The sequence below is a fragment of the Rhizobium aureum genome (assembly GCF_030182495.1).
Taxonomy (GTDB): Bacteria; Pseudomonadota; Alphaproteobacteria; order Rhizobiales; family Rhizobiaceae; genus Rhizobium; species Rhizobium tropici_C.
In genome coordinates this window covers 335,056-356,895 of sequence record NZ_JAQJCI010000002.1, presented here as the reverse complement: position 1 = coordinate 356,895, position 21,840 = coordinate 335,056, and the positions used below count along the sequence as shown (strand labels likewise).

General features: G+C 58.4%; 24 protein-coding genes and 2 pseudogenes. 11 read left to right on the top strand and 15 right to left on the bottom strand.

Features of this window, described 5'->3' with window-relative positions; genetic code table 11:
* Positions 1-7: 7 nt before the first annotated feature.
* Positions 8-2,383 (top strand): phosphoketolase family protein, encoded by a 2,376-nt coding sequence (locus PH552_RS07405; RefSeq protein ID WP_183761069.1) that lies wholly within the window; start codon positions 8-10, stop codon positions 2,381-2,383.
* A gap of 39 nt (positions 2,384-2,422) precedes the next feature.
* Here PH552_RS07405 and PH552_RS07400 read toward each other — a convergent pair whose 3' ends face one another.
* The 3 genes from PH552_RS07400 to PH552_RS07390 all read right to left on the bottom strand — a co-directional run bounded on the left by PH552_RS07400 (position 2,423) and on the right by PH552_RS07390 (position 3,374).
* Positions 2,423-2,611 (bottom strand): DUF3008 family protein, encoded by a 189-nt coding sequence (locus PH552_RS07400; protein ID WP_112344693.1) that lies wholly within the window; start codon positions 2,609-2,611, stop codon positions 2,423-2,425.
* Positions 2,612-2,649: 38 nt separating this feature from the next.
* Positions 2,650-2,820 carry a hypothetical protein gene (locus PH552_RS07395; protein WP_181592424.1) on the bottom strand — a complete coding sequence of 57 codons (171 nt, stop codon included), beginning with the start codon at positions 2,818-2,820 and terminating at the stop codon, positions 2,650-2,652.
* A gap of 92 nt (positions 2,821-2,912) precedes the next feature.
* Complete coding sequence (locus tag PH552_RS07390; protein WP_112344692.1) at positions 2,913-3,374, bottom strand: YbhB/YbcL family Raf kinase inhibitor-like protein; 462 nt, start codon at positions 3,372-3,374, stop codon at positions 2,913-2,915.
* Between the two features lie 142 nt (positions 3,375-3,516).
* Between PH552_RS07390 and PH552_RS07385 the strand changes: the two genes are divergently transcribed.
* Positions 3,517-3,753 carry a DUF2934 domain-containing protein gene (locus PH552_RS07385; protein WP_112344691.1) on the top strand — a complete coding sequence of 79 codons (237 nt, stop codon included), beginning with the start codon at positions 3,517-3,519 and terminating at the stop codon, positions 3,751-3,753.
* A 119-nt stretch (positions 3,754-3,872) separates the two neighbouring features.
* Here PH552_RS07385 and PH552_RS07380 read toward each other — a convergent pair whose 3' ends face one another.
* Positions 3,873-4,211 (bottom strand): hypothetical protein, encoded by a 339-nt coding sequence (locus PH552_RS07380; RefSeq protein WP_112344690.1) that lies wholly within the window; start codon positions 4,209-4,211, stop codon positions 3,873-3,875.
* 437 nt (positions 4,212-4,648) lie between these two features.
* Between PH552_RS07380 and PH552_RS07375 the strand changes: the two genes are divergently transcribed.
* A complete protein-coding gene (locus PH552_RS07375; RefSeq protein ID WP_285165793.1) occupies positions 4,649-5,026 on the top strand; it encodes a hypothetical protein in 378 nt (125 codons plus the stop codon).
* 22 nt (positions 5,027-5,048) lie between these two features.
* Here the strand turns inward: PH552_RS07375 and PH552_RS07370 are convergent, their stop codons facing one another.
* The 6 genes from PH552_RS07370 to PH552_RS07350 all read right to left on the bottom strand — a co-directional run bounded on the left by PH552_RS07370 (position 5,049) and on the right by PH552_RS07350 (position 9,225).
* The gene (locus tag PH552_RS07370; protein WP_181592422.1) at positions 5,049-5,192 is read right to left on the bottom strand and encodes a hypothetical protein; all 144 of its coding nucleotides are present in this window, start codon (positions 5,190-5,192) and stop codon (positions 5,049-5,051) included.
* Positions 5,193-5,206: 14 nt separating this feature from the next.
* Positions 5,207-5,755: a BON domain-containing protein gene (locus PH552_RS07365; RefSeq protein WP_183761072.1), complete on the bottom strand. Its 549-nt coding sequence runs from the start codon at positions 5,753-5,755 to the stop codon at positions 5,207-5,209.
* An 83-nt stretch (positions 5,756-5,838) separates the two neighbouring features.
* The gene (locus tag PH552_RS33825; protein ID WP_483315482.1) at positions 5,839-6,366 is read right to left on the bottom strand and encodes an MgtC/SapB family protein; all 528 of its coding nucleotides are present in this window, start codon (positions 6,364-6,366) and stop codon (positions 5,839-5,841) included.
* Complete coding sequence (locus tag PH552_RS33820) at positions 6,288-6,527, bottom strand: MgtC/SapB family protein (RefSeq protein WP_483315481.1); 240 nt, start codon at positions 6,525-6,527, stop codon at positions 6,288-6,290. Before PH552_RS33820 ends, PH552_RS33825 begins: the two co-directional genes overlap by 79 nt.
* A gap of 296 nt (positions 6,528-6,823) precedes the next feature.
* Complete coding sequence (locus PH552_RS07355) at positions 6,824-7,531, bottom strand: LuxR family transcriptional regulator (RefSeq protein ID WP_210260478.1); 708 nt, start codon at positions 7,529-7,531, stop codon at positions 6,824-6,826.
* Positions 7,532-8,139: 608 nt separating this feature from the next.
* The gene (locus tag PH552_RS07350) at positions 8,140-9,225 is read right to left on the bottom strand and encodes a hypothetical protein (protein ID WP_183761078.1); all 1,086 of its coding nucleotides are present in this window, start codon (positions 9,223-9,225) and stop codon (positions 8,140-8,142) included.
* Positions 9,226-9,823: 598 nt separating this feature from the next.
* On the opposite strand from PH552_RS07350, the gene PH552_RS07345 reads away from it, so the two are divergent.
* The 4 genes from PH552_RS07345 (at position 9,824) to PH552_RS07330 (ending at position 13,950) form a co-directional block, all read left to right on the top strand.
* The gene (locus PH552_RS07345; protein ID WP_112344683.1) at positions 9,824-10,399 is read left to right on the top strand and encodes a PE-PGRS family protein; all 576 of its coding nucleotides are present in this window, start codon (positions 9,824-9,826) and stop codon (positions 10,397-10,399) included.
* A 104-nt stretch (positions 10,400-10,503) separates the two neighbouring features.
* Complete coding sequence (locus PH552_RS07340) at positions 10,504-12,219, top strand: type I secretion system permease/ATPase (protein WP_183761081.1); 1,716 nt, start codon at positions 10,504-10,506, stop codon at positions 12,217-12,219.
* 14 nt (positions 12,220-12,233) lie between these two features.
* The gene (locus tag PH552_RS07335) at positions 12,234-13,670 is read left to right on the top strand and encodes an HlyD family type I secretion periplasmic adaptor subunit (RefSeq protein ID WP_112344681.1); all 1,437 of its coding nucleotides are present in this window, start codon (positions 12,234-12,236) and stop codon (positions 13,668-13,670) included.
* Positions 13,671-13,677: 7 nt separating this feature from the next.
* Positions 13,678-13,950: a transposase gene (locus PH552_RS07330; RefSeq protein ID WP_162737005.1), complete on the top strand. Its 273-nt coding sequence runs from the start codon at positions 13,678-13,680 to the stop codon at positions 13,948-13,950.
* A 136-nt stretch (positions 13,951-14,086) separates the two neighbouring features.
* On the opposite strand, the gene PH552_RS07325 is transcribed toward PH552_RS07330, so the two are convergent.
* Positions 14,087-15,091, bottom strand: coding sequence for an aldo/keto reductase (locus tag PH552_RS07325; protein WP_183761084.1), 1,005 nt, complete (start codon positions 15,089-15,091; stop codon positions 14,087-14,089).
* 306 nt (positions 15,092-15,397) lie between these two features.
* Here PH552_RS07325 and PH552_RS07320 point away from each other — a divergent pair.
* A pseudogene (locus PH552_RS07320) lies at positions 15,398-15,939 on the top strand (DEAD/DEAH box helicase family protein).
* 73 nt (positions 15,940-16,012) lie between these two features.
* Here the strand turns inward: PH552_RS07320 and PH552_RS07315 are convergent.
* Positions 16,013-16,183, bottom strand: coding sequence for an SDR family oxidoreductase (locus tag PH552_RS07315; protein ID WP_483315480.1), 171 nt, complete (start codon positions 16,181-16,183; stop codon positions 16,013-16,015).
* Between the two features lie 52 nt (positions 16,184-16,235).
* On the bottom strand, positions 16,236-16,889 hold the full coding sequence (locus PH552_RS07310; protein WP_145644298.1) for a glutathione S-transferase: 654 nt from the start codon (positions 16,887-16,889) through the stop codon (positions 16,236-16,238).
* A 115-nt stretch (positions 16,890-17,004) separates the two neighbouring features.
* On the opposite strand from PH552_RS07310, the gene PH552_RS07305 reads away from it, so the two are divergent.
* Positions 17,005-18,210 (top strand): polyhydroxyalkanoate depolymerase, encoded by a 1,206-nt coding sequence (locus PH552_RS07305; RefSeq protein ID WP_183761087.1) that lies wholly within the window; start codon positions 17,005-17,007, stop codon positions 18,208-18,210.
* Between the two features lie 468 nt (positions 18,211-18,678).
* Here PH552_RS07305 and PH552_RS07300 read toward each other — a convergent pair whose 3' ends face one another.
* The gene (locus PH552_RS07300) at positions 18,679-19,215 is read right to left on the bottom strand and encodes an ABC transporter permease (protein WP_285165791.1); all 537 of its coding nucleotides are present in this window, start codon (positions 19,213-19,215) and stop codon (positions 18,679-18,681) included.
* A gap of 142 nt (positions 19,216-19,357) precedes the next feature.
* Here PH552_RS07300 and PH552_RS07295 point away from each other — a divergent pair, with 142 nt between their 5' ends.
* Positions 19,358-20,110: a FadR/GntR family transcriptional regulator gene (locus PH552_RS07295; protein ID WP_113250364.1), complete on the top strand. Its 753-nt coding sequence runs from the start codon at positions 19,358-19,360 to the stop codon at positions 20,108-20,110.
* 40 nt (positions 20,111-20,150) lie between these two features.
* Positions 20,151-21,146: an MDR family oxidoreductase gene (locus PH552_RS07290; protein ID WP_183761090.1), complete on the top strand. Its 996-nt coding sequence runs from the start codon at positions 20,151-20,153 to the stop codon at positions 21,144-21,146.
* A 253-nt stretch (positions 21,147-21,399) separates the two neighbouring features.
* On the opposite strand, the pseudogene PH552_RS07285 reads toward PH552_RS07290, so the two are convergent.
* Positions 21,400-21,840, bottom strand: a pseudogene (locus PH552_RS07285) (type 1 glutamine amidotransferase family protein); the annotation flags it as partial.

Below are 21,840 nucleotides of genomic sequence, written 5' to 3'. Positions count from 1 at the left end.
GACGGAAATGAATGCAGTCACCACGCCGCTCTCAACCGAAGAACTCTCTCTGATCGACCGCTACTGGCGGGCTGCCAACTATCTTTCCGTCGGCCAAATCTACCTGATGGACAATCCGCTGCTGCGCGAGCCGTTGAGACCCGAGCACATCAAGCCGCGACTGCTCGGTCACTGGGGCACGACGCCTGGTCTGAATTTCATCTATGCCCATCTGAACCGTGTCATCAAGGCACGCGATCTCGACATCATCTACATATGCGGACCGGGTCACGGTGGTCCCGGCATGGTCGCCAATACCTACCTTGAGGGCACCTACAGCGAGATATATCCGGATATCGCCGAGACTGCGGACGGGATGCAGAAGCTGTTCAAGCAATTTTCCTTCCCCGGCGGCATTCCAAGCCATGCGGCACCCGAGACGCCGGGCTCCATCCATGAAGGCGGCGAGCTCGGCTATGCGCTCGTCCATGCCTTCGGCGCGGCTTTCGACAACCCCGACCTCGTCGTCGCCTGTGTCGTCGGCGATGGCGAAGCCGAAACCGGGCCGCTGGCGGCAAGCTGGCATTCCAACAAATTCCTCAATCCGGCGCGCGATGGCGCGGTGCTGCCCATCCTCCATCTCAACGGCTACAAGATCGCCAATCCGACGATCCTCGGCCGGGCAGGCGACGACGATCTTAAAAACCTGTTCTCCGGTTACGGCTACGAGCCGTTTTTCGTCGAGGGGCACGAGCCCGCCGCGATGCATCAGGCGATGGCCGCAACATTCGATCAGACGTTCGACCGCATTCGCAGCATACAGAGAAACGCACGCGAAAAGACTTCGCCCGAAGGAATGCCCCGCTGGCCGATGATCGTGCTGCGCAGCCCGAAAGGCTGGACGGGACCCAGGCAAGTGGACGGCAAGAAGGTCGAAGGTTTCTGGCGGGCGCACCAGGTGCCCGTCGCCAATTGCCGCGGCGACGAGAGCCACCGAAAGATCCTCGAAGACTGGATGCGCGGCTATGATCCCGACGATCTTTTCGATCGCGATGGGCGGCTGAAGGCCGAGCTGCGGGCGCAGGCACCCAAAGGCGAAAGACGGATGGGTGCCAACCCCCATGCCAATGGCGGCCTGCTTCGCAAAGAGCTCCTGGTTCCCTCCCTCGAGGACTACGCTGTCGAGATCGGCGAGCGCGGCAGCAAGCAGGTGCAATCGACGGAGATACTCGGCCACTATCTGCGCGACACGCTGAAGCTCAATGACATCAGGCAGAATTTTCGCATCTTCGGCCCTGACGAGACGGAATCGAACCGCCTCGGCAGCGTCTTCGAAGCGACCGATCGTGTCTGGATGGAGGCAATCGAAGACTATGACGTCCATCTAGCGCCGGAGGGCCGGGTGATGGAAGTCCTGAGCGAACATCTTTGCCAAGGTTGGCTGGAAGGATATCTGCTCACGGGCCGGCACGGGCTTTTTTCTTGCTACGAGGCCTTCATCCATATCGTCGATTCCATGTTCAACCAGCATGCCAAGTGGCTGAAGGTCTCGCGCGAGCTGCCGTGGCGCAAGCCGATCTCATCGCTGAACTACCTGCTGACGTCGCATGTCTGGCGGCAGGATCACAACGGCTTTTCGCATCAGGATCCCGGCTTCGTCGATCTCGTCGCCAACAAGAAGGCCGATGTGGTGCGCATCTACCTGCCACCGGATGCCAATACACTGCTGTGGGTCGCTGATCATTGCCTGAGGACTTATGACCGGATCAACGTCATCGTCGCCGGCAAGCAGCCTGAATCGCAGTGGCTCGGTATGGACGAGGCGATCGCCCATTGTAAGGCCGGCGTCGGCATCTGGGATTGGGCGAGCTACGAGGAGAATACGATCGCTCCCGACCTCATCATGGCCTGTGCCGGCGATGTGCCGACCATGGAGACGCTTGCCGCCGTCATGCTATTGCATGAGGCGATCCCGGACTTGAAGATCCGAACGGTCAACGTGGTCGATCTCCTGGCCCTTCAGGATCCGGAGCAGCATCCGCACGGTCTCGAGCATCAGGCATTCGACCGGATCTTCACCACGGACAAACCGGTGATCTTCGCCTATCACGGCTATCCCTATCTGATCCACCGGCTGACCTACAGACGAACCAATCACGACAACATCCATGTGCGCGGGTTCATCGAGGAAGGCACGACGACCACGCCCTTCGACATGACGGTGCTGAATGAGCTGGATCGCTATCATCTCGCGCTGGAGGCGATCAACCGCGTGCCGGGTTTGGCCGAAAAAGTTCCGGATGTCGTGGATGGCCTGAGAGCAAAGCTCGTCAAGCACCATGACTATGTCCGGCGCCATGGCGAGGATATGCCGGAAGTTCGCGACTGGCGGTGGAAGCGGTGAGGCTGGAACGGCCCAACGCTTCAGTGAATGACCGAACCGTTAGGATTTGGCCGCGTGCGCCGGTTTTCCCTTTCGCTTGGTCGATGCCATGTCGTGAAGCTCCTTTTCGCTCATGGAGTCGACCATGCTCTTCGATGCGCCCTTCAGCTCACTCTTCTTCCTCTCGCCGCGCTTGGCGGCGAGCGCCGCGCCGGCGGCCATTTGCTGCGATTTCGACTTTGCGGGCATGATGAGCCCTCCTTTGACTTGTTTGCGATCTCGTTTGCCTATCCGGCAAAGCGTACCAGCAGAATGAGCAATACCGCCGCGGCAAGCCCACCGATGAATATCACGCGCTGCCAACGCCGTTTCAGGATGATCTCGCCTTGGCGAACATCCTCGGCCGCGAAGCTGCGCGGCTCGTCCCTGTCTGAATCGCCCTGATCTTTTCCGTTCATTGCAACCATCCGGAGGTCGGATTTCGGCGACCATTCGTGCCGGGAGCAGCCGCGCCGCGGCGCCGGTCGCAGAAGGCTGACAGAGCATAAGCCTAGGATTGATAGGTGCCGATGATGCTTGCCTCTGCCAGCGTGTGTTTCTTCACTTTCTGCCACATCGCCTCCGCCCCGACGGCATCCGGAAGGGTAACCCTCGGCACGTCAAGCGCAGCGAGCCGAAAGATATAACGATGAGGGGGATCGCCGCGTGGCGGCCGCGGACCGTCGTAACGGGCATTGCCGAAATCGTTTTTGTAAAAGCGGAGCGCCTGCTCCTGCGTCGTGTCGACGCTTTCAGCCAGCCCCGTCCATTCCGCCGGAATGTTGGCAATGCCGCAATGGCAAAACGTACCGCTCGGTGCATCGGGATCCTCGACGATCAGGGCAAAGCTCTGGGTTTTATCGGGAGCACCGCCCCAAGAGAGCGGGGGGAATAAATTCTCGCCTTCCATCGCGTATTTGCTCGGTATCGGCTCGTCTTCAGCGAAGGCCTTGCTGATCAACGTCAAAGCCATCAGGCTCCTCCTTTCTGTCGCGGATTCATGCTTTTGTGAAGTTCTCAACATAAGGTGCAACCCGTCAGCACCATTATTGTTCCCGGCGCGGAACATTCATGCACAAGCGCAGTTCTATGCATCCAAAAATGGAGGAGAACAAATGACGGATGAGCGGTTCGAATGGATCAGCAAACGGGCCTATGCCATTTGGGAGGCCGCGGGGCGCCCCTGGGGATGCAGCCATCTCCACTGGGAGCAAGCGGCTGCGGAGCGCGAGATCATGGAGCGAACACGAGCATCCGTTGACGGCGAAGACGTGCTGATAAGGCTTCGGCGGAAAGTTGCGCCGCCCGAAGCCGAAAATGATGACTCTCCAAAGGACCGTAACGTCGGATAGTGTCAATACGCGGGAAATTCTCGCAGAGACAATTCCCGGGCGTACATAGCCCGGCCGAATTTTGGTGGGCGAACGGCCTGCTGCGGAGCGCAATCATGGCTTCGCCGTACGTTTCTTTCCTAATTCTGAGTTCCGTCCCGGTTTGGCTGGGCCGGCGTGCTCTTGGTGCCCTGCTGATTGTTTTCCGACCGGTCGGTCGGTGCGGGCTGGGCAGCTTGTCCGGCGGGCGGAGTATTGTCGATCGTGCCGCCCTGCGGCTGTCCGCCGGAGGAGCTTATGGGCGGCGCCGGGTTTTCCGATTTATTCGGCTCGATGTAACGGCCCCATAGTTCGACGCCGGCCCACACGATTGCGGCCAAAACCAGCCCCGTGACCAACACGGCGAAAAGATGCACGCCGCGCACGCCCTGACGAGCCTCGGTCGCAGAAAGCGGTTTTTTGGGTTCCTGGGGTGCCATTGCAGGCCTCCGTAAGTTGCAAATCCCATACCGGCCTAACCTCAGCGCTGCGAGATGGTTCCATCGCGCGACGCCGCATCCCGTCGGCGTCGGCCGGAACAATGCGCATAGCCGGACGTTAGCCCTGTGAGGCTGCAGATCGTGCCAAGCGGACACGATGGTGCTGAAGAATATGGAGATTTTTCCGCTTTCTCTCCATAGCCAACGAAATGGCAGGCGAGCTTCCCACCCATCCGATCCGCAGCCTTCCCGGCATCTGGGATGCCGAAGACTGATAGGTCTCTCAAGCCGACTGGTTCCGATCGAAGCGGACGACCACCCCAATCGGAAACGTTTTTCGCCACGAGAACTTCATACCGTCATCGAGGTGAACAATGACAAAGAATATCACCAACGCAATGTCGTCGACGGCTGCATCATCGACTTCGGCACGATCGTTGCAACGCAGCTTCGATTGGCCGCGCCATTTGAATGGCTGGACCTTACCGAGATGCCGCGGCATTCTGCTGGCGGCGATGGCGGTCGCTGTTTCCTCGACCTTCGCATTCGCACAACAAACGCCGAACGACGACCGGTGCAAGGCTATGGACACCAATCGACAGACGGAAAACCAGCAGCCAGGCGACGGCCAGGCAACTCCGGCACCGGACAGCGATCCAAGTCGGACGTTGGCGGACTGCGGCGGCGTTCTCAAGCCGCCATCCGTCGGCGATAGTCAAATGGAAAAGCCTGCGCCAAAGGTCGGCAATACTCCCATCATCAAGCCGGGTGATCCGAAAAATGGGCAGCAAAACAGTCAACAGCCCAGCAAATGAGAACCCATCAAATGAGGATGTCTTACGGCTTCGGTTCCGGCTGCTCGATTGGCCCATTGGTCACCGTCGTGTCCCGGCTGTCGCCGGCGGTAAATGGCTTGATGACGAGAATGGCCAGTACCGATGCGATCATCAGACCAAAGACCACGAGCAACAACATGCGCATCTCGGCGTGTCCATCTATCGCGTCTTGCGGATAGCAAGATTGCTGTCGTGCCCGACGATGCCGCCCGCCTGTCGGGAGATCGCTTCCGCGCGCTGCTTGGCTTCGTGATTTTCGACGGATCCTTCGATGATGACTCGTCCGCGGCTTACGGTGACGAAAATGCCCGCGGTATCGAGCAGCCCATCCGCTTTCAGCCTGCTTTCGATTTCCGCGCGAATTTCGGCATCGGCTCTTTCTTGTTTCCACGCTGAAGATGCACCCTCCTCAGCCGCCGGCGCCAAATCATCAAGCTGTTGCGATTGAAGGCCGGACTGCACCTTGGAAATCCTGAAGAAAACCTCATCGACCTCCCGTCTGCGACGCCGATCGCATTCGGCCGAATCCTCGCAGCGAGCATCGTCCGTACCCGGTTGCGGCGGAATATCCTGCGCCGATGCTCCTGCTGCGGCAGCCTGCGTGACATCTCCTGAGCCGCCGGCCGCCTGATCGAGCGCTTGCAGGGTGCGAATATCGGCGCGATCCGGAGGATCCCTTGCCGTTTTCGTATTCTTGATCTCGGTCATTGTTTTCTCCCGTGTTTGATAGGGGAAAACATTTGTCGCCTGCGAATGTTCCGTCTTGATCGCCGATGGTCATGTGCCCGTCGTCAGCATCTCGAAGGATACGATCTTGTGATACTCCCGGAGAGACGCAAGCAACTGCGCGCCGCCGGCATCCAAGCCCGCCTGCCTCCATCGCACCTCGTAGGAAATATGCGCGGTCGCCTCCGTCGGTCCCATCGTCTCGGCGAGAAAGGCGAAGGCATATCCGCGCGGCTCCAGCGCCGTTGCATGTCGGCGACCGTACCGCCGGCATCCCGCGGAAGCTCGATCACGAACCGCGCCTTCTGCCGGCGCGGTATCAGCTTGTCGAACCGTTTAAAGGGCGACAGCACGATAAAGGCGATGACGGCGCCGGCCGAACCGACGATCAATTGACCGCCGCCGATACACAGGCCGATCGCGGTCATGATCCAAAGGGTCGCCGCCGTCGTCACGCCGGTCACCAGATCCCCGCGCTTGAGGATGGCGCCGCCGCCGATGAAACCGACCCCGGTCAGTACGCCGAGGGGAATGATTGCGGTGTCTTGCCCACTGTCGACAGCAGAAGATTGGCCTGGATCATTGTGAGGCAAGCTGCCAAGCCCACCAGAATCGTCGTACGGAATCCCGCCGCGTGGCCACCAGCTTCGCGGTTTATGCCGACCAGGGCACCCACTGCCGTCACCAATGCGAGCCGAACGACGATATCGAGCCAGCTCGGATCGAGGGGCATATCATCCATCAGATTCGGCACGTTATTCTCCGACAGAAGGCCTCTTGGGACAATTCTTCATTGAGAACAGCGCCGCGGGCTTTTCGTTCCGCTGCATCCCTCTTCCAAGGACGGCAACCTTCGATCGTGAACCTCCAACAATGCGGGATCGGGAGAACGACCGTCGTGCCTCCGCCCTTGCGGCTGTCGACCGTGGCGTGGCCGCCATGCGCCTCGGCCATGGCCTTGACGACGGCAAAGGCCGGATCCCCGCGTCGCCTCGTCTTCCATGTGGATGAGGCCACAAAAGCGATCCCAAAAAGTTCTGCCACCTTCGCCTAACTCGGCGAGGCGTCTGGCCCGCTGGCGGCTCTTTGAACCAAGCGGGCAACCACTTCGGTGCGGTTCTGCGCCTGCAACTTACGCATGATATGTTGCAGATGCATCTTCACGGTATGGCCCGACAAATTGAGTTTTCCTGCAATGACCTTATTTGAGCAGCCGCATTGCAGCTCCGCGAGGACATCCGCCTCCCGGGGAGTGAAATCGGCGATCGCCAAATATTGCGTCCTATCATCCAAGCTTTTTTCGGCCTCGTTTCTGACCGGAATATGCTCGTTTGAGCCGTTTGCAACAGCTCCCAATAGCTGTGGGCAGAATGTTCCTCCCGCCAGAACGAGACGGAGGCCGGCAAGGGCGATGTCAATGGGAAGTGACGTCGAGAAAAAGCCGCGAATGCCCATCTCGAGTGCCTGACGGACTATGTTGACGTCATCTGTGCCCAAAAGCAAGGTAACAGGAGCCTCAGGAAAACGTGCAGCAATTGCCGCGAGATCGTCACGCAGGCTTGTGCTCTCAACACCTCTGCCGGCCAGATCGAGTGCAATCAGACGCACCTCCGCTCCAAGGGCTCTATCGAGACTCTCGGTGGAGATCATATCGATAAAATTCCAACCGGCGAATTCATGCTCAAGAAGCTTGACCACAGTCGTTCGCGCCAGTGTGGAATGCTGAATTACGACAATAGTTGGTGCACTGCGCCGCATCTGGCGCTTAGTTTTAGTACTGTTGGACACCTGCGTGCTCCCCGGAATATTTGCAGACCAACAGGAACACACATTATTGCTGCACTCACTTCATGTCATGACAGAAAAAAGAGGTATTCTCGATATCAATAGTCTTATCTCTCATGAGAATTCTCATAGTCTCAGAAACCTTGGTGAGTGACAACCAGAGCCTGTAAAACAGGTTGGAACACCTATTTATGAAGGACATGCAGAATCGACCTGTCGCTGTAGAAAATACATGCTTTCGCGGAATTCGCGTGCCACAAGAAGGTCAATAGAGCTTTCAAACACACTGAAAAGGCAATCGATCTATTACATGTGCATACAGGAAATGTCGTTGGATAGAAGAAGCTATCGATCGACTTGCACTTGATCCCACATCTCAACTCAAGGCAGCAGTAATCGACGACAATGCGGATAAGGCATGGTCGATTGTTCGGTACCTCAGCGAAATGTGTTCCGCGGCATGTCGGCCCATGAGGCGAAAGCCCGAGCGCCGGAGACGATCCGGCATGCGGCTGGAAAAATGGCGGGAAGAACGGATTTTGCGCAGTTGAGTTCGCGCAATGCAAATGGGATTCTATCCGCTAGGTATGGATGAAGCTCAGAATGTCGTCCACGAGAGCCGAGTGGGCGTCCGTGAGGTTGCCGCCCCCGCCGTGGCCACCGATGCCGGCCAGCTGAAGCGCGTGCTGATCATAGAGAACATGATCGATCTGTTGGGCGTCCGCCGTCCCGCCGGCGGGAACGGCGATGTTGATAGGATGGAAATAGGCGAGATTGACGTCTACCATGCTGCCGGTTGACGATCCGATCCCGCCGCCGCCCCCCTCATGACTGCCGGTAAAGATCGTCCCCGACGACATGTTGAAGCCACCGCCGTCGCCACCGATGCCTGCAATCTGCACGGTGCCCTGATCAAAAATTGCATTGTTTGCCTGATGAGCCTCCGCCGAGCCGCCTGCCGCGCCCACGGCGATGTTGATCGGTGAAAAAATGGCCACGCTGACGTCGACCATGCTGCCAACGAAAAATCCATTGCCGCCGTGGCCGGCATAATTGTCGCCGGTAAATGTAAGTGCAGTTCCCGGGCTCATCGATGCATCATGGCTTGCGACATTATGGTCCCCTCCCGAGCCGCCAACGCCACCAATCTGGGTTGCACCCTGCAGGAACAGGGCATTGTTCGATTGATCGGCGTGAGCCACCGCGCCAGGGCCTGCCGCAACGGCAGCATTTACGGGGGCAAACAGTGCGACGTCGGTGCTTACGAGGCCGCCATAGAAAAGACCATTGCCCCCGGTGCCCGCATGACTGACGCCCCCGCCGCCGATGGCAACATTGCCGCTTCCGCCATTCCCGCCTATCCCAGCCATTTCGGTGGGATGCTGATTGATGAGCGCATCGTTGCCCTGGAAGGCGTCGGCAGCCGAATGAGGTCCTGCAATAGCGGCATTGGAGGGCATGAAGACGGCCAAAGCGTTGCTGTCGATCACGCCTACGCTTATCCCGTCACCACCGCTGCCGGCAGAATTGTAGCTCGGACCAGAAGCGACATCCAATGGAAGCCAGGTCGGCACCAGCGCCAGATGCCCCGCAGCCGAATTGGGGGCGAGGTTTTGATCGGTGCCTGTTTTGGGCAAGTCTTCCGATAAGGGACGAACTTCCGTCATTACCGTCTCCATTGCGCGATCAACCGCACGTTCAAGCGAACAGCATATGCCGCCTGAATTGTTCAGGGCATTGTGCATCTGAAGGTGAAAAAAACAGAGCCTGCAATTCGTCTACATCCAGTCGGCTAGTTCCGTAGCCATTTGGCTGTCATGGATGCGGCACCCGTTATGCGTGCTTAAAAGCGCCAGATCCACCCCCTGGTTTACAGGTTCGGCGTCGCCCAAGCCATCTTTCGCGGCGGAAAACACTCGTTTTCAACCTTCGAACAGGATCTCCTCGCCAAGCGCAGCCTGATCGGACCCCCAGAATTTAGCCGTTTTGCCTGATAGCCTTTGCTTTGAAGAACGGCATCGCTTCGACCGGATGGCAGATATCATCATGATCGTGCCACCAGAGCCAAATCCCTAACGGCTAAACCGGAATATCACTCTATCACCTCCAACCATACGCCCGAAGGAACGTCGCCGATTAGCTAGATAGCTCACAGATCAAATCGCGGGTAATATTTACCTGCGGTTGTATTGGCTGGCGATGAGATGCTGGATACCCACGCCGTAGAACAAACTCGGACGAAACGAAGTAGAAGGAGGGACATCAATGCCTATTCCACAAATGTCTGACACGATTCAACTCAATGATCCAAATGCGGGCGATGCCAATGCCGGTAATGGCGGTGATGGCTACAGCCATGGGAATATCGACTACAACCCGGTTGCGTATGTCGCCAATGTGCAAACAGTCGATGGAGCATCGACCGATTTGCACAACGGCGATCATGTTTGGCAGACGGCCGATTGGACCGCCGGCGGTGGCGGAAGTGGTGGCTTTACTCAGGCCCAGAACGGCTTCCTGGCGGCGGTGACGAACACTGGCGCCGGCGGCGCGGGGGGAGATTCTCACTCCGACGGCAGTCAAGGAAGCTCGAGTGGCGGCGACGTAGCTGCGGTGAGCGCCGCGACGACCGGGACCCAGTATACGCAGCTTCTGGCTGATCAGCATGCCACCATCCTCGCAGGCGTCGGCGGCAATGGTGGTAACGGAAACATCGCTCGAGGCGGTGATATCTCGTCAGCGTTGGTTCACACCGATCCAGAAACGACGACGGTGAACAATGCTCTCGATCATTTCGTAAATGACTTCGGTCATATCGATCTCAGCCATCTGGGCTCCTGAAACTCAGATCCTGAAGGTCGCCGGCTTCGGTCGGCGACCCTCATAGGTTGCAAAATCAGCCAGCAGCCTCTTCTTGTCGGCATCAAGCGCAGCGAGATCTGATAATGGCAACGCTTTCTGCAAAGCTATCGCGCCCACAGACACAGCTCGTTGTTGCGCTCCGGGCTTGTGCCGGAGCCTTCGGATTGGTTTTCCTCTATAGCTGCGGCTACAATCTCTTCCTTCTGGCGCCTTCGATCTATCTACTCCAGATCTATGATAGGGTCCTGTCGAGCCGAAGCGCCGACACGCTTCTGATGCTGACGATGATTATCGCCGTTGCCGTGCTGGTCGGATCCACGCTGGATATCGTTCGCAGGGCAGCTCTTTCGCGCATCGGCAGCTGGCTGGATCACAGGTTACGGCCGATGGTGCTCACCGCATCATTCGAATATGCCGCTCGCGCCAATGCGGGAGCCGCCACGGAATGCTACAGGGACCTCGCCGTACTACGCCAGTTCCTCGATTCACCAGCCAGTTCCCTTTTTTTCGACGTTCCCTGGGCGCCAATTTTCCTGCTCCTGCTCTTTCTTGTTCATCCGCTGCTTGGGACCATCGGTCTTCTGAGCGCGGTTGCGCTTCTGCTGTTTGCGTTCCTGACGGAACTGGCGACTCAAGAGCCGCTTGCCCGCGCCAATCTTGCTCTTTCGAGGAGCTATCAGCGATTTGCGAGCGCCCTCAAGAACATCGAGGTGATCCGGGCCATGGGCATGCAGTATGGCGCGGCACTGGTCGTCTATCGCGATGCGGAAATGGCAAGAAGGGTCCAGGACATCGCGATGCATCGGACGGAGATCATTCTTGGCTTCTCCAAGGCAATCCGCACGCTCGCGCAGATCCTCATGATGGGATCGGCGACATGGCTGGTGCTTGCGAGCAACAGCAGCCCAGGAATCATCTTCGTTGCGAGCTTGCTGCTCGGGCGCGGGCTGGCACCCATCGAGGGCGCAATAGGTGCATGGCGCTCTTTCACCTTTGCGCGGAATGCCTTCAATCGCTTGAATGGAATGCTGATCGCCGTTGCAGCGGAACGCGATCCCCGAACGGTGCCGCAACCAGAGCCCAATGGCCTGGTTCTCGATAACGTCAGCTATATTCAGCCATTCGCCAACAAGCAGATATTGACCGGTATCACATTGCGCCTCGCGCCGGGCGATTGCGTAGCGCTCATCGGCCCGTCGGGATCGGGAAAATCGACACTAGGCCGCGTCATGGCAGGTGTTGTGCAGGCAACGGGCGGATGTGCTCTTCTTGGCGGTGTCGACATATCGGCTCTGCGCCTTTGCGGGGGAACCCATCATGTCGGATACCTGCCCCAGGACATCGAACTCTTCGGCGGCGCAATCAAGGATGTGATAGGCCGGCTTGACGGAGGAGATCCAGTCAAAGCGATCGATGCCGCGAAGCTGGTTGGATTGCACGAAGCGATCATGCGGCTGCCCCAGGGCTACGAGACCGATATCGGCGAAGGCGGAAACCTGCTGCTTCGAGCTCAGCGCCAGCAGTTGGCACTGGCGCGGGCCGCCTATGGAAACCCATCCCTTGTCGTTCTCGACGATCCAAACTCGAGCCTGGACTATGACGGCGAACGCATGCTGTTCAGGGCAATCGAACGCATGAAATCCAGGGGAATGACCGTCGTCATCATAACGCATCGGATGGGGATCCTGCCGGTCACCAACAAGATTGCCATTATGCGCAACGGGACGGTGGCGGCCTTCGGCGAGAGCGAGCGGATTTACGAAACCTATCTTCAACCGCCATCTCGAACAGGAACGTAGGGAGGGACGCCGCCATGACCCTTGTTCACCTGGACGCAATGCTGGCGAGGTTTTCAAATTCGTCAAGGACAGGCCAGCGGTTCGCTCGACGATCGACGGCCAAGCGACAGGCCTATTCACCGGTGATCGACCCGAAACAGCGCGGCCCCGCCCCTCCTTCGCCCATGCCGAGGCTCAGAGGCGTTGTTTGGACAGGCAACCTGCTGATCGGCGTCTTTATAGTCGGATTGGGAGCCTGGTCGGTTCTGGCGCCGCTGAAGAGCGCCGCGATTGCACCGGGCGTTATCGAACCGGAGTCCAGCCGCAAGACCATTCAGCATCTGGAAGGCGGAATTGTGCGACGGATACTTGTCAAAAACGGCGATGCGGTCACGGCCGGGCAGATCATCATAGAACTCGACGATACGAAGTTTCGCTCGGAGCGCGACAGCATTCAAGGGCAACTCTGGGACGCCGAAGCAAGCCGCGCGCGCTTGCTTGTAGAGCAGACGGGCGGTGATCATGTCGCCTATCCGCAGGACCTCCGGGCGGCAATGGACAGGGATCCTTCGGTTGGCGCGATTCTGACTGGGCAACAGAAAATCTTCGAAGCGCGGCGCCGGGTCATGCAGGCGGAAGTCGGGATTACCAATGAAAAAATCGCGCAGGTACGGCAGGAAATCGTCGGACTTGGCGCACAAAAGGCAGCATTGGCCGACAGGGCCGCAATCTCGCAGGAAGAACTGGATCAGGTCACGGTGCTCAACGCCAAAGGACTGGAAAGAAAAAGCAGACTTCTCAACCTCCAGCGGGAAAAAGCGGATCTGGATGGCCAGCAGGGTCAGGTAGAGGCGCAGATCTCCCGCGCCTACCAGGTCATCAGCGAGTCACAGGCCGATCTCGCAAAGCTTGAGAGCGACCGGTTGAGCGAAGTCGCACAGGGCATGCGCGACACGGAAGGCCAGATCATGCAGTTGCGCGAGCGCTTGCGGGCGATCGACGACCAGCTTTCAAGGACCGATATCCGTGCTCCCGACGATGGAACAATCATGAACCTGCGCATCCACACAGCCGGTGGGGTGATTGGCGCCGGCGAACCGCTTGTCGACCTTCTCCCCGGTGCCGATCGCCTTGTCGTATCCGCCCACGTCAGGCCGGAAGACATCAATCTCGTCCATGCGGGGCTCGAGGCGCAGGTTCACCTCCTTCCATACAATCAGCGGCGTGTTCCACTCTTGAAAGGTCGGGTCGAGTATGTATCGGCGGATCGTCTCACCGATACGCAGAGCGGCCAGCCGTACTTTGCCGCGACAATCCGTGTAACGGACGAGAGGTTGACGAAAATGAGCGATGTCGAGCTGATCGCAGGCATGCCCGCACAGACGCTGATCGAAACCGGCAAAAGCAGCGTGGCGTTCTATGCTATCAGACCACTTCTCGACAGCTTCAACAGAGCATTTCGTGAGGACTGAAGCGGTGATGGGCAAGAGAAGATTCGACGACGACCAGATCACGGGCATTCTGATGGAACACCAGGCCGGGGTGAAGGTAGCAGATGTTTGCCACAAGCACGGCATCAGCGAGCCGACCTTCTATCGGTGGCAATCCCTGCAGTTCGGAAATGCCGGTTTCGATGCCAAAAGGGTGAGAGCATTGGAGGAAGAGAACCAGAAGCTCAAGAAGCTTCTAGCCGAAGCCATGCTCTCGGCAGCAACGCTGAGCGAGATGCTGGCAAAAACACCGAAAGGGTAAATCCAACCTTCAGGCCGGGAGGCGGCAACAAGCACCCCCGGCCCTGTCTATCAGGAACGCGCACATATTGGACGAGGGAGCTCCCCAAGGGGATGCAAGAAGAGAAAGTCTCAATGTGCCGCACCGCCGGATCTGGTCAGTTTGGTTGGAATTCAGACAGCGCTTGATCGATTTTCGCCATCACATCTGCTTGCAATGGCCCCTTCGCCAAGGCGCCGGCATTTTCCTCGACCTGCGCAACCGTGCGGAAACCGGGAATTGGCAGCGTGCGCGGCGAACGCGCCCAGAGCCATGCGAGCGCACCCTGTGTGAGCGTGCGGCCGTCTTCGGTCAGCAGTTTTCGGACCGCCTCCAGCCGCGCAGCAAATTCGGGAGCGATCCTACCATCCTTGAAGTAGACCATCCAATCGAGACTTGCGCCACGCACGTCCTTCTCGCCGACACTTTTATCCAGAGTGAATTTGCCGCTGAGCAGACCCATGGCGAGCGGACCGCGATTGATGGAAATCAGGCCGTAGCGCTCGACGAGTTCGATCATCGCCGGAACCGGCTCGAAGACGTTCATCGTATGCTGGATCGATACGAAGCCCGGCCGATGCACATGACGTGCGGCGCGATCCGGATGGTCCGTGCTCCAGCCGAAAGCGTCGATCTTGCCTTCGGCCCTCAGCGTTTCGAGTGTCTCAAAAACCTCATCCGAGGCTTCGAGCGAAAAATCGTTGAGATGGAATTGCAGCAGGTCCAAGCGTTCACGGCGCAGACGACGCAAGGACGTCTCGACAGACTGACGGATAAAAGCAGGGTCGGCGAAGGCACCCGTCATTTGTTTGGTCTTCTCGTCCGTGGCAAAGCCAAACTTGGTAGCTATGACGATGTCGTCTCGATCGCCGATCGCCCTGCCGACCACCTCTTCGGAATGCCCGGCGCCATAGTTCGAAGCGGTGTCGAAGAAGCGAATGCCGAGATCCACCGCCCGCCCGATAGCGCGAACCGATTCATTATCATCGACCTCACCCCAGCCAAGTGGCACGTCGCCGGCATAAAACGGACCGCCAATCGCCCAGCACCCCATGCCCAGGCGAGGAATTTCTCGGCCGTTCCAGAGAACCATTGTGATTGCGCTACCAGGTTTGGTCAGCATGTCATCCTCCGCGATCGTCTGCCTTTGCAGACAGAAATAGGCAGAGACCGCCAAGTGATAAACATCCAAATCCGCAGGGTATTTTTCATCGATGAAAAACAGCCCTTGGCGGCAACGCCATGGGAAGCAGCGTCATATCGGCCTCCCGTCCCCGCACAGGAAGGTTCAGCTGGAATGGTCAGGAAGCTATGGGGCGCATCGTATAACGCCGACGAAATATCACACGCATGATATAGGTCTGCATCATTGATCGGCCGTCGCGTTTGGCCGCCAAGCGAGGGTATGCATTCACACCCTGAGGGCGAAATGGGCGAAAGGAACTATTTGATCGAGGGTGTGTCCGGTAGCGGCAAGACTTCGGTAGCCACAGAACTGCAGCGGCGCGGTTATCATGCTCTCCACGGTGACCGCGACTGGCTTACAAGGGCGACCCTTTAACCGGACGACCGCTCGATTTCTCGATGCTCGATCCGAGTATGTTGGATAGTGCCTTCCGACATCGTCATCACATTTGGGACGTCGAGAAAGTTAAGTCGCTGCTGGCCGACAAGGGGCACCGACTGTCTTTTTTCTGCGGGGGCTCCAGGAATTTCCATAGCTTTATCAAATTGTTTGATGAGGTGTTTGTTCTCGACGTCGATATCGACACGTTGAAGAGGAGGTTATCTGAGCGACCCCAAGACGAGTTTGGAGGCAAGCCTGACGAGCAAGAATTCGTCTTGAAACTTCATTGCACAAAGGAAGAAATGCCCAGCAACGCTACGATCATTGATGCGACTGTGCCGCTCGTGTCCGTCGTAGACGATATCCTTTCCAGATGCGATCCGGGCGGCCACAACATGCGATAACCGCTGTTGACGCGATCCGATGCCTCGCACGCGAAACGCGGGCGCCATTCAGACATGACGATGCCTCAATGTCTCATTCCAAACTGTCTCGGAAGGCGTTGAAGCCGGCGTCTACATTGAGAACTGCGCCGGTGATCAGACTAGCAGCGGGACCAGCCAGGAACGAGACTGCGCTGGCGACTTCATGGGGCTCGCCCAACCGACCGAGCGATGTAAGGCTCCGCTGATAATCAGCATTTTTCAACCCATACAATTCGCTATGTTTCAGCTGGGACAGGCTCGATAGTCCCGGTTGCTCAGAATTCCACTTCCAGTTCGACGATTTCGTCCGGCTCGGCGATCGCGCCGGCTGTCCATTCGATCATGAGCGGCCAGGACAAGACGGTGTCGGCGTAAGCTGCCAGTTGCGGTTCGAGTTCCACTGCATAAGTGCGGAAACGCGCGCAGACCGGCGCGTACATGGCGTCGGCAATGGTCGGAGCACCACCGAAGAGCCAGGGGCCGCCACTGGCATCCAGGCATTCGGTCCAGATCGTCTTGACGCGCTCGACATCCGGCCGCGCTCCCGAGAAGATCTTGAAGCTCTCGTGCCTTGACTTCAAGTTCATCGGCAGTGCCGAACGCAGATTGTGGAAGCCCGAATGCATCTCGCCGGAGACGGATCGGCAGCGTGCGCGTATTGCCTGCGCAGCGGGCCAGAGGCCGGCCTTGGGAGCGATCTCGTGCAGATATTCGGCAATCGCCAGCGTATCCCACACAGTGACATCGTCGTGGGTCAGTCTTGGGACGAGCACCGAAGGCGAAAGCAGCAGAAGCTCCTGGCGGGCATTGTCATCCAGTTCGACGAGCACTTCGGTGAAATCTAGCCCCGCCATCCGGCACAGGAGCCAGCCGCGCAGCGACCACGAGGAATAGTTCTTCGAGGAAATCGTCAGTGTCGCTTGCGTCATTCTACCCACATCCTTCGAACAACATTGCTTTCGCAGACAATCTTCTCGCATCGCAAGAAATATTGCACTAGCATTTTTGCATCGTGAAATTCTGTCGCGATGCAGGAGACGCGTCATGCTCTACCAGGCCTATCAGTTCCAGGATGACTTCTTCGCCCCGATACGCGATTGGGCGCGACGCCTCGAGATGTTTTCCTCGAGCTTCTGGAGTGGTGACCTGAGCCGCTACTTCGAGGCGGCGATGGAGATGATCTCCCGGTTCCAGCTCACTCACGAACGTCCGGACTTCGCCATAACATCGGTGACGATCGGCAATCGCGAGGTGCCGATCACCCTGGAGACAGCCCTCGATCTACCTTTCGGCAAGCTGCTGCATTTTTCCGCGGACGTCGATACGAGACGGCCTCGGGTGCTCGTCGTCGCCCCGCTCTCCGGCCATTTCTCGACACTTCTGAGGGGGACGGTGCAGACGCTGCTGCGCGACCACGACGTCTATATCACCGACTGGACCAACGCTCGCGACGTTCCGCTTTCCGCCGGACGCTTCGGCATGGACGATTACGTGGACTATATCATCCGCTTCCTGGAGGAGATCGGCCCAGGCGGACATATCCTTGCCGTCTGCCAGCCCTGCGTCCAGGCGCTCGTGGCCGTTGCCGTGATGTCGGAAGCTAGGCATCCCGCCACGCCAAGAACAATGACGCTGATGGCCGGTCCGGTGGACCCGCGCGAGAGCCCCACGAAGGTCAACGAACTCGCCGTCTCGAAATCGCTCGCATGGTTCGAGACTTCGCTGATCAGCTGCGTTCCGTTGCGCTTTGCCGGCGGCGGGCGGCGGGTCTATCCGGGCGTCGTCCAGCTCAGCGCTTTCATGAGCATGAACATGGAGCGCCACCAGACCGCCCATCGCAAGCTCTTCGAGCACCTGGCAAAGGGCGAGACGGCCGAAGCCGAGAAGATCAAGACCTTTTACAACGAATATTTCGCAGTGCTCGACCTTACGGAAGAATTCTATCTCGAGACGATCGATCGCGTCTTCCAGAAGGCCGAACTGGCGATGGGCGAGTATACCCATCGCGGGCGCAAGGTCGATCCGGGCCTGATCCGCAACACGGCACTCCTGACGGTCGAGGGCGGGCGCGACGACATCTGCGCCCTAGGCCAGACCTCGGCCGCCCACGACCTCTGTCGTTCGCTGCGCCCTCACCTGAAGCGCCACCACCTACAGGCCAACGTCGGACATTACGGCGTCTTCAACGGCCGCCGCTGGGAGAAGGAGATCTACCCTGTCGTGCGCAACATGATCCTGGCGATGGAGTAGGAGACCCGTCCGAGCGTCTGAAGGCCTGCGTCCCTGTGACCACCTTCAGCCAGATTCGAGATATGCAAACGCCCGCTGTACTACAGCGGGCGTTTCTGCAATCGGCCGACAATCAGCGCTGGCGAATAAAGCGGTCACAGCCTTTGGAAAATGCCGCTCGCATAGGCCGGCTATCCCCAAGAAGGGGCCGATCCGCCTACCTCGCTCTTGAAGGGGTTTGAACCCGCGGCACCAATCCGTCAAACCTAACCATTTGAAACTTCAATGGTTATTTGCAGAAACCGCATTATGCGGTACGTCATTTCATAATATCAATATCCTAGACCCGTTATCCTTCGCACCTATTAGTTAAGTCCGACCGAATTTGGCTGACGAAGTTGACGAAGGAGGCACCAACGACCACGAGAATGGGCAGCAAGAGAAAGCCGTAAATAATGAGGCAATAGCCATTCAACATATGCTTGGACATCAGCTCATCTTCCATTTCATGCGGGTAAGCCGCGCAAAGATCACGACGATCGCCGCTCTAGTGAGGGAAAGCGTCAGCGCCATGGCGGAGCCGAATGGCCACTGGAATGTGTCGATCAGCGCGTCAACGACGCTGACTGCCATTGTCTTCACCCTCAGGCCACCGATCAGGGCGGGAGTCACATAGGCGCTCAATGAAAGCACGAACACCAGAATGCAGCCCGCCTGGATACCCGGCATAGCCAGCGGCAGGATTACGCGCGTGAAGACCGTCAGCTTTCCCGCACCGAGCGAGCGTGCGGCCGACTTCAACGACGGATCGATCCCCTGCAGCGCGCTCATCAACGGCAGGATCATGAAAGGCAGGAAGACGTGAACGAGCGCAATGACGATGCCGAGGGCGTTGTACATCAGGCCGACCGGGCGATCGATCAGACCCAAATTCATCAGCGTCTTGTTGATGATGCCGTTATTGCCAAGAAGGATCGTCCACCCGTAACTGCGGATGACAATGCCGACGAGAAGCGGCGACAGCACGAGCCCAATTTCGTTCCCCTTGGTTATCTGGATCGAGGGCAGGTTATCGTCTATCCGATATTTGTCAAACCTATATTCAATTTTCAGTAGCGTTTTCGAAGCGACCGTGGCATCTATGAAATCGAGGTAAGGGTGACAATCAATGACGTTGAAATTTGATGAGGTCGTGAGGGCTGGCATCGCCAAGCAGGTTGCGGAGAACATAAAGTCCGCGATCATGGATGGCCGCCTGAAGATCGACGAGCGGCTTCCCACCGAAGAGGATCTCGCGAGAAGCTTCGGCATATCGCGGCCAACCGTGCGCGAGGCGCTGAAACGTCTGGCAGCGCAAAACCTCATCCATTCAAGGCGCGGCCCGCTCGGCGGAAACTTCGTCAAGAGGCCGGATCCGGAAGGGCTTTCCAAGGCGATCACCGCAGCGGCAACCCTGCTAGTCGGCATCGGCGCCTTCGATATCCACGAGATTATTACGGCCCGCCTTGAGACGGAGACGATCTGTTGCAGGCTCGCCTGCGAAAATCACGGCGCTGCCGATCTGGAGCGAATGGCGGCGGAGATCGAGATCCAGCGCGATGAGACGATCAGTGACGAGGACTTCTGCGCATCCGACGTGCGCTTTCATCGCGCGCTGGTGGATTCCACCTGCAATGGCCCGCTGAAGCTCATGATGTACACGGTGATCGAGTCCTTCATCCCCATAACCAACATGATCGTGTTCCGGGTTCGCGAGCGTCGCAAGGTCGCTGGCTTTCACCGGCAGATCATGGAGGCCGTCGCCAAGCGCGACACCGAGACGGCGACAAGGGCATTGGCGGACCTGCTGGCCTACATTCGCAACAGCTACGCAACCGCGATGGACGCACGCGACAGGATGAAGGCGGCGCCTCAGACCTGACAAGACGAACGGCCGACTTCAAGTGTGAGAAGGGGGACGCATGTCCGATACATTCCAGGCAATGGTCATCGACATGGCCGATGGCAAGCCGCAGGCGGGTTTCCGCCAGCTTTCACTCACCGATCTGCCGGATCATGATGTTCTCGTTGAGGTTCATTATTCGACCGTCAATTACAAGGATGGTCTGGCCCTCACCGGCAAAGGACGGATCGCCCGGCGTACTCCCATGGTCGGAGGTATCGACCTTGCAGGAATCGTGCTTGAATCCCGATCGGACAAATGGGCGCCCGGCGACAAGGTCATCGTCAACGGCTGGGGTCTGTCTGAAACAGAATGGGGCGGATATTCGCGATTTCAGCGCCTGAAAGCGGAATGGCTGATCGCGCTGCCCGAAACCTTCAGTCTTTCGCAGGCAATGGCAATTGGAACGGCCGGCTACACGGCGGCGCTTTGTGTCAATGCGCTTGAGGATTGGGGTACGATCGTCAACGACGATCGCGAAATTCTCGTGACCGGTGCGGCGGGCGGTGTCGGCTCGGTGGCGATCAGCCTGCTTGCGGACAAGGGTTACAAAGTAACCGCATCGACCGGACGCTCAGAAACATGGGACTATCTCGGGTCGCTCGGCGCGAGCGCTTTCGTTGACCGGGCATCGCTTTCAGAAAAGGGCAGCCCTCTACAAAAGGAGCGCTGGGCCGGCGTGGTTGATTCCGTCGGCTCGACGACGCTCGCAAACGCACTTTCACAGACCGTCTACGGCGGAGCGGTTGCTGCCTGCGGCCTTGCGGGGGGCGCAGACCTGCCGGCAACGGTGCTCCCGCATATCCTGCGCGGCGTGGCACTGCTTGGCATTGATTCCGTTATGGCGCCGATGCCCAAACGGATCCGCGCATGGCAGACCCTGGCCGAACACCTGAAAGTGGAAAGGATCGGGACATTGGCGAGGATCGAGCCCTTTTCCGAGCTTCCAAGCCTCGCTCAGGATATCGTCGAGGGCAAAATCAGGGGGCGTGTCGTGGTGGAGATCGCACCGTAAGGCTGCTCCGGCGCGCGATCTGCCGCTCTACCGCAAATCGCCATTCCACCCGAATTTCCTGGCCCAGCTGCGTCAGCAAGTTTTTTCTTCTGCGGGAGGTGAACGGATTTGGATGGGTAGGAACCGAAGCTTGGACACAAGACATTGAATCCGGATATCATCACCTGAAAACAAGGCCGGCCGCGTGAGAGAGCGGCAGGCCGATTAGAAAGTAACCTGCGGGAAATCGCTGGCGGACGTGGCGGCGGCCATCTTACTTCAGTCGGACCAACAGTTCGTGCGCTACGGCCAAGGCTGACGCAGGATTCTGTCCGGTAATCAGCTCGCGATCTGTCACAACACGGGGTGAGAATGCTGTGTCAGCTTGACTATACAGGCCGCCCGCTCGGGTGAGTGCATCCTGCGGATAGAATTTCATCGCATCGCCACCCAACAGGCCTTTGGCCATTTCTTCCTCCTGGTTGCTGAAGACGGTGAACCTGTAGCCAGCATAGGCCCAGTTTGTATGCAGTTTTTCTGTTCCACTCGTCTCGAACTGCCTGACAAAGGCGTGGGTGTCGGGCAGCGTTGAAAGCAGAGCGATAGGACCATGGCAGTCCAAGGCGGTCGGCTTGCCGGTCTCATGGAAGTAGGTCAGCAGCTTGCCGAGTTCGGAACTCACCAGAAGATCTTGCATGGGAGCATGACCGCCCGG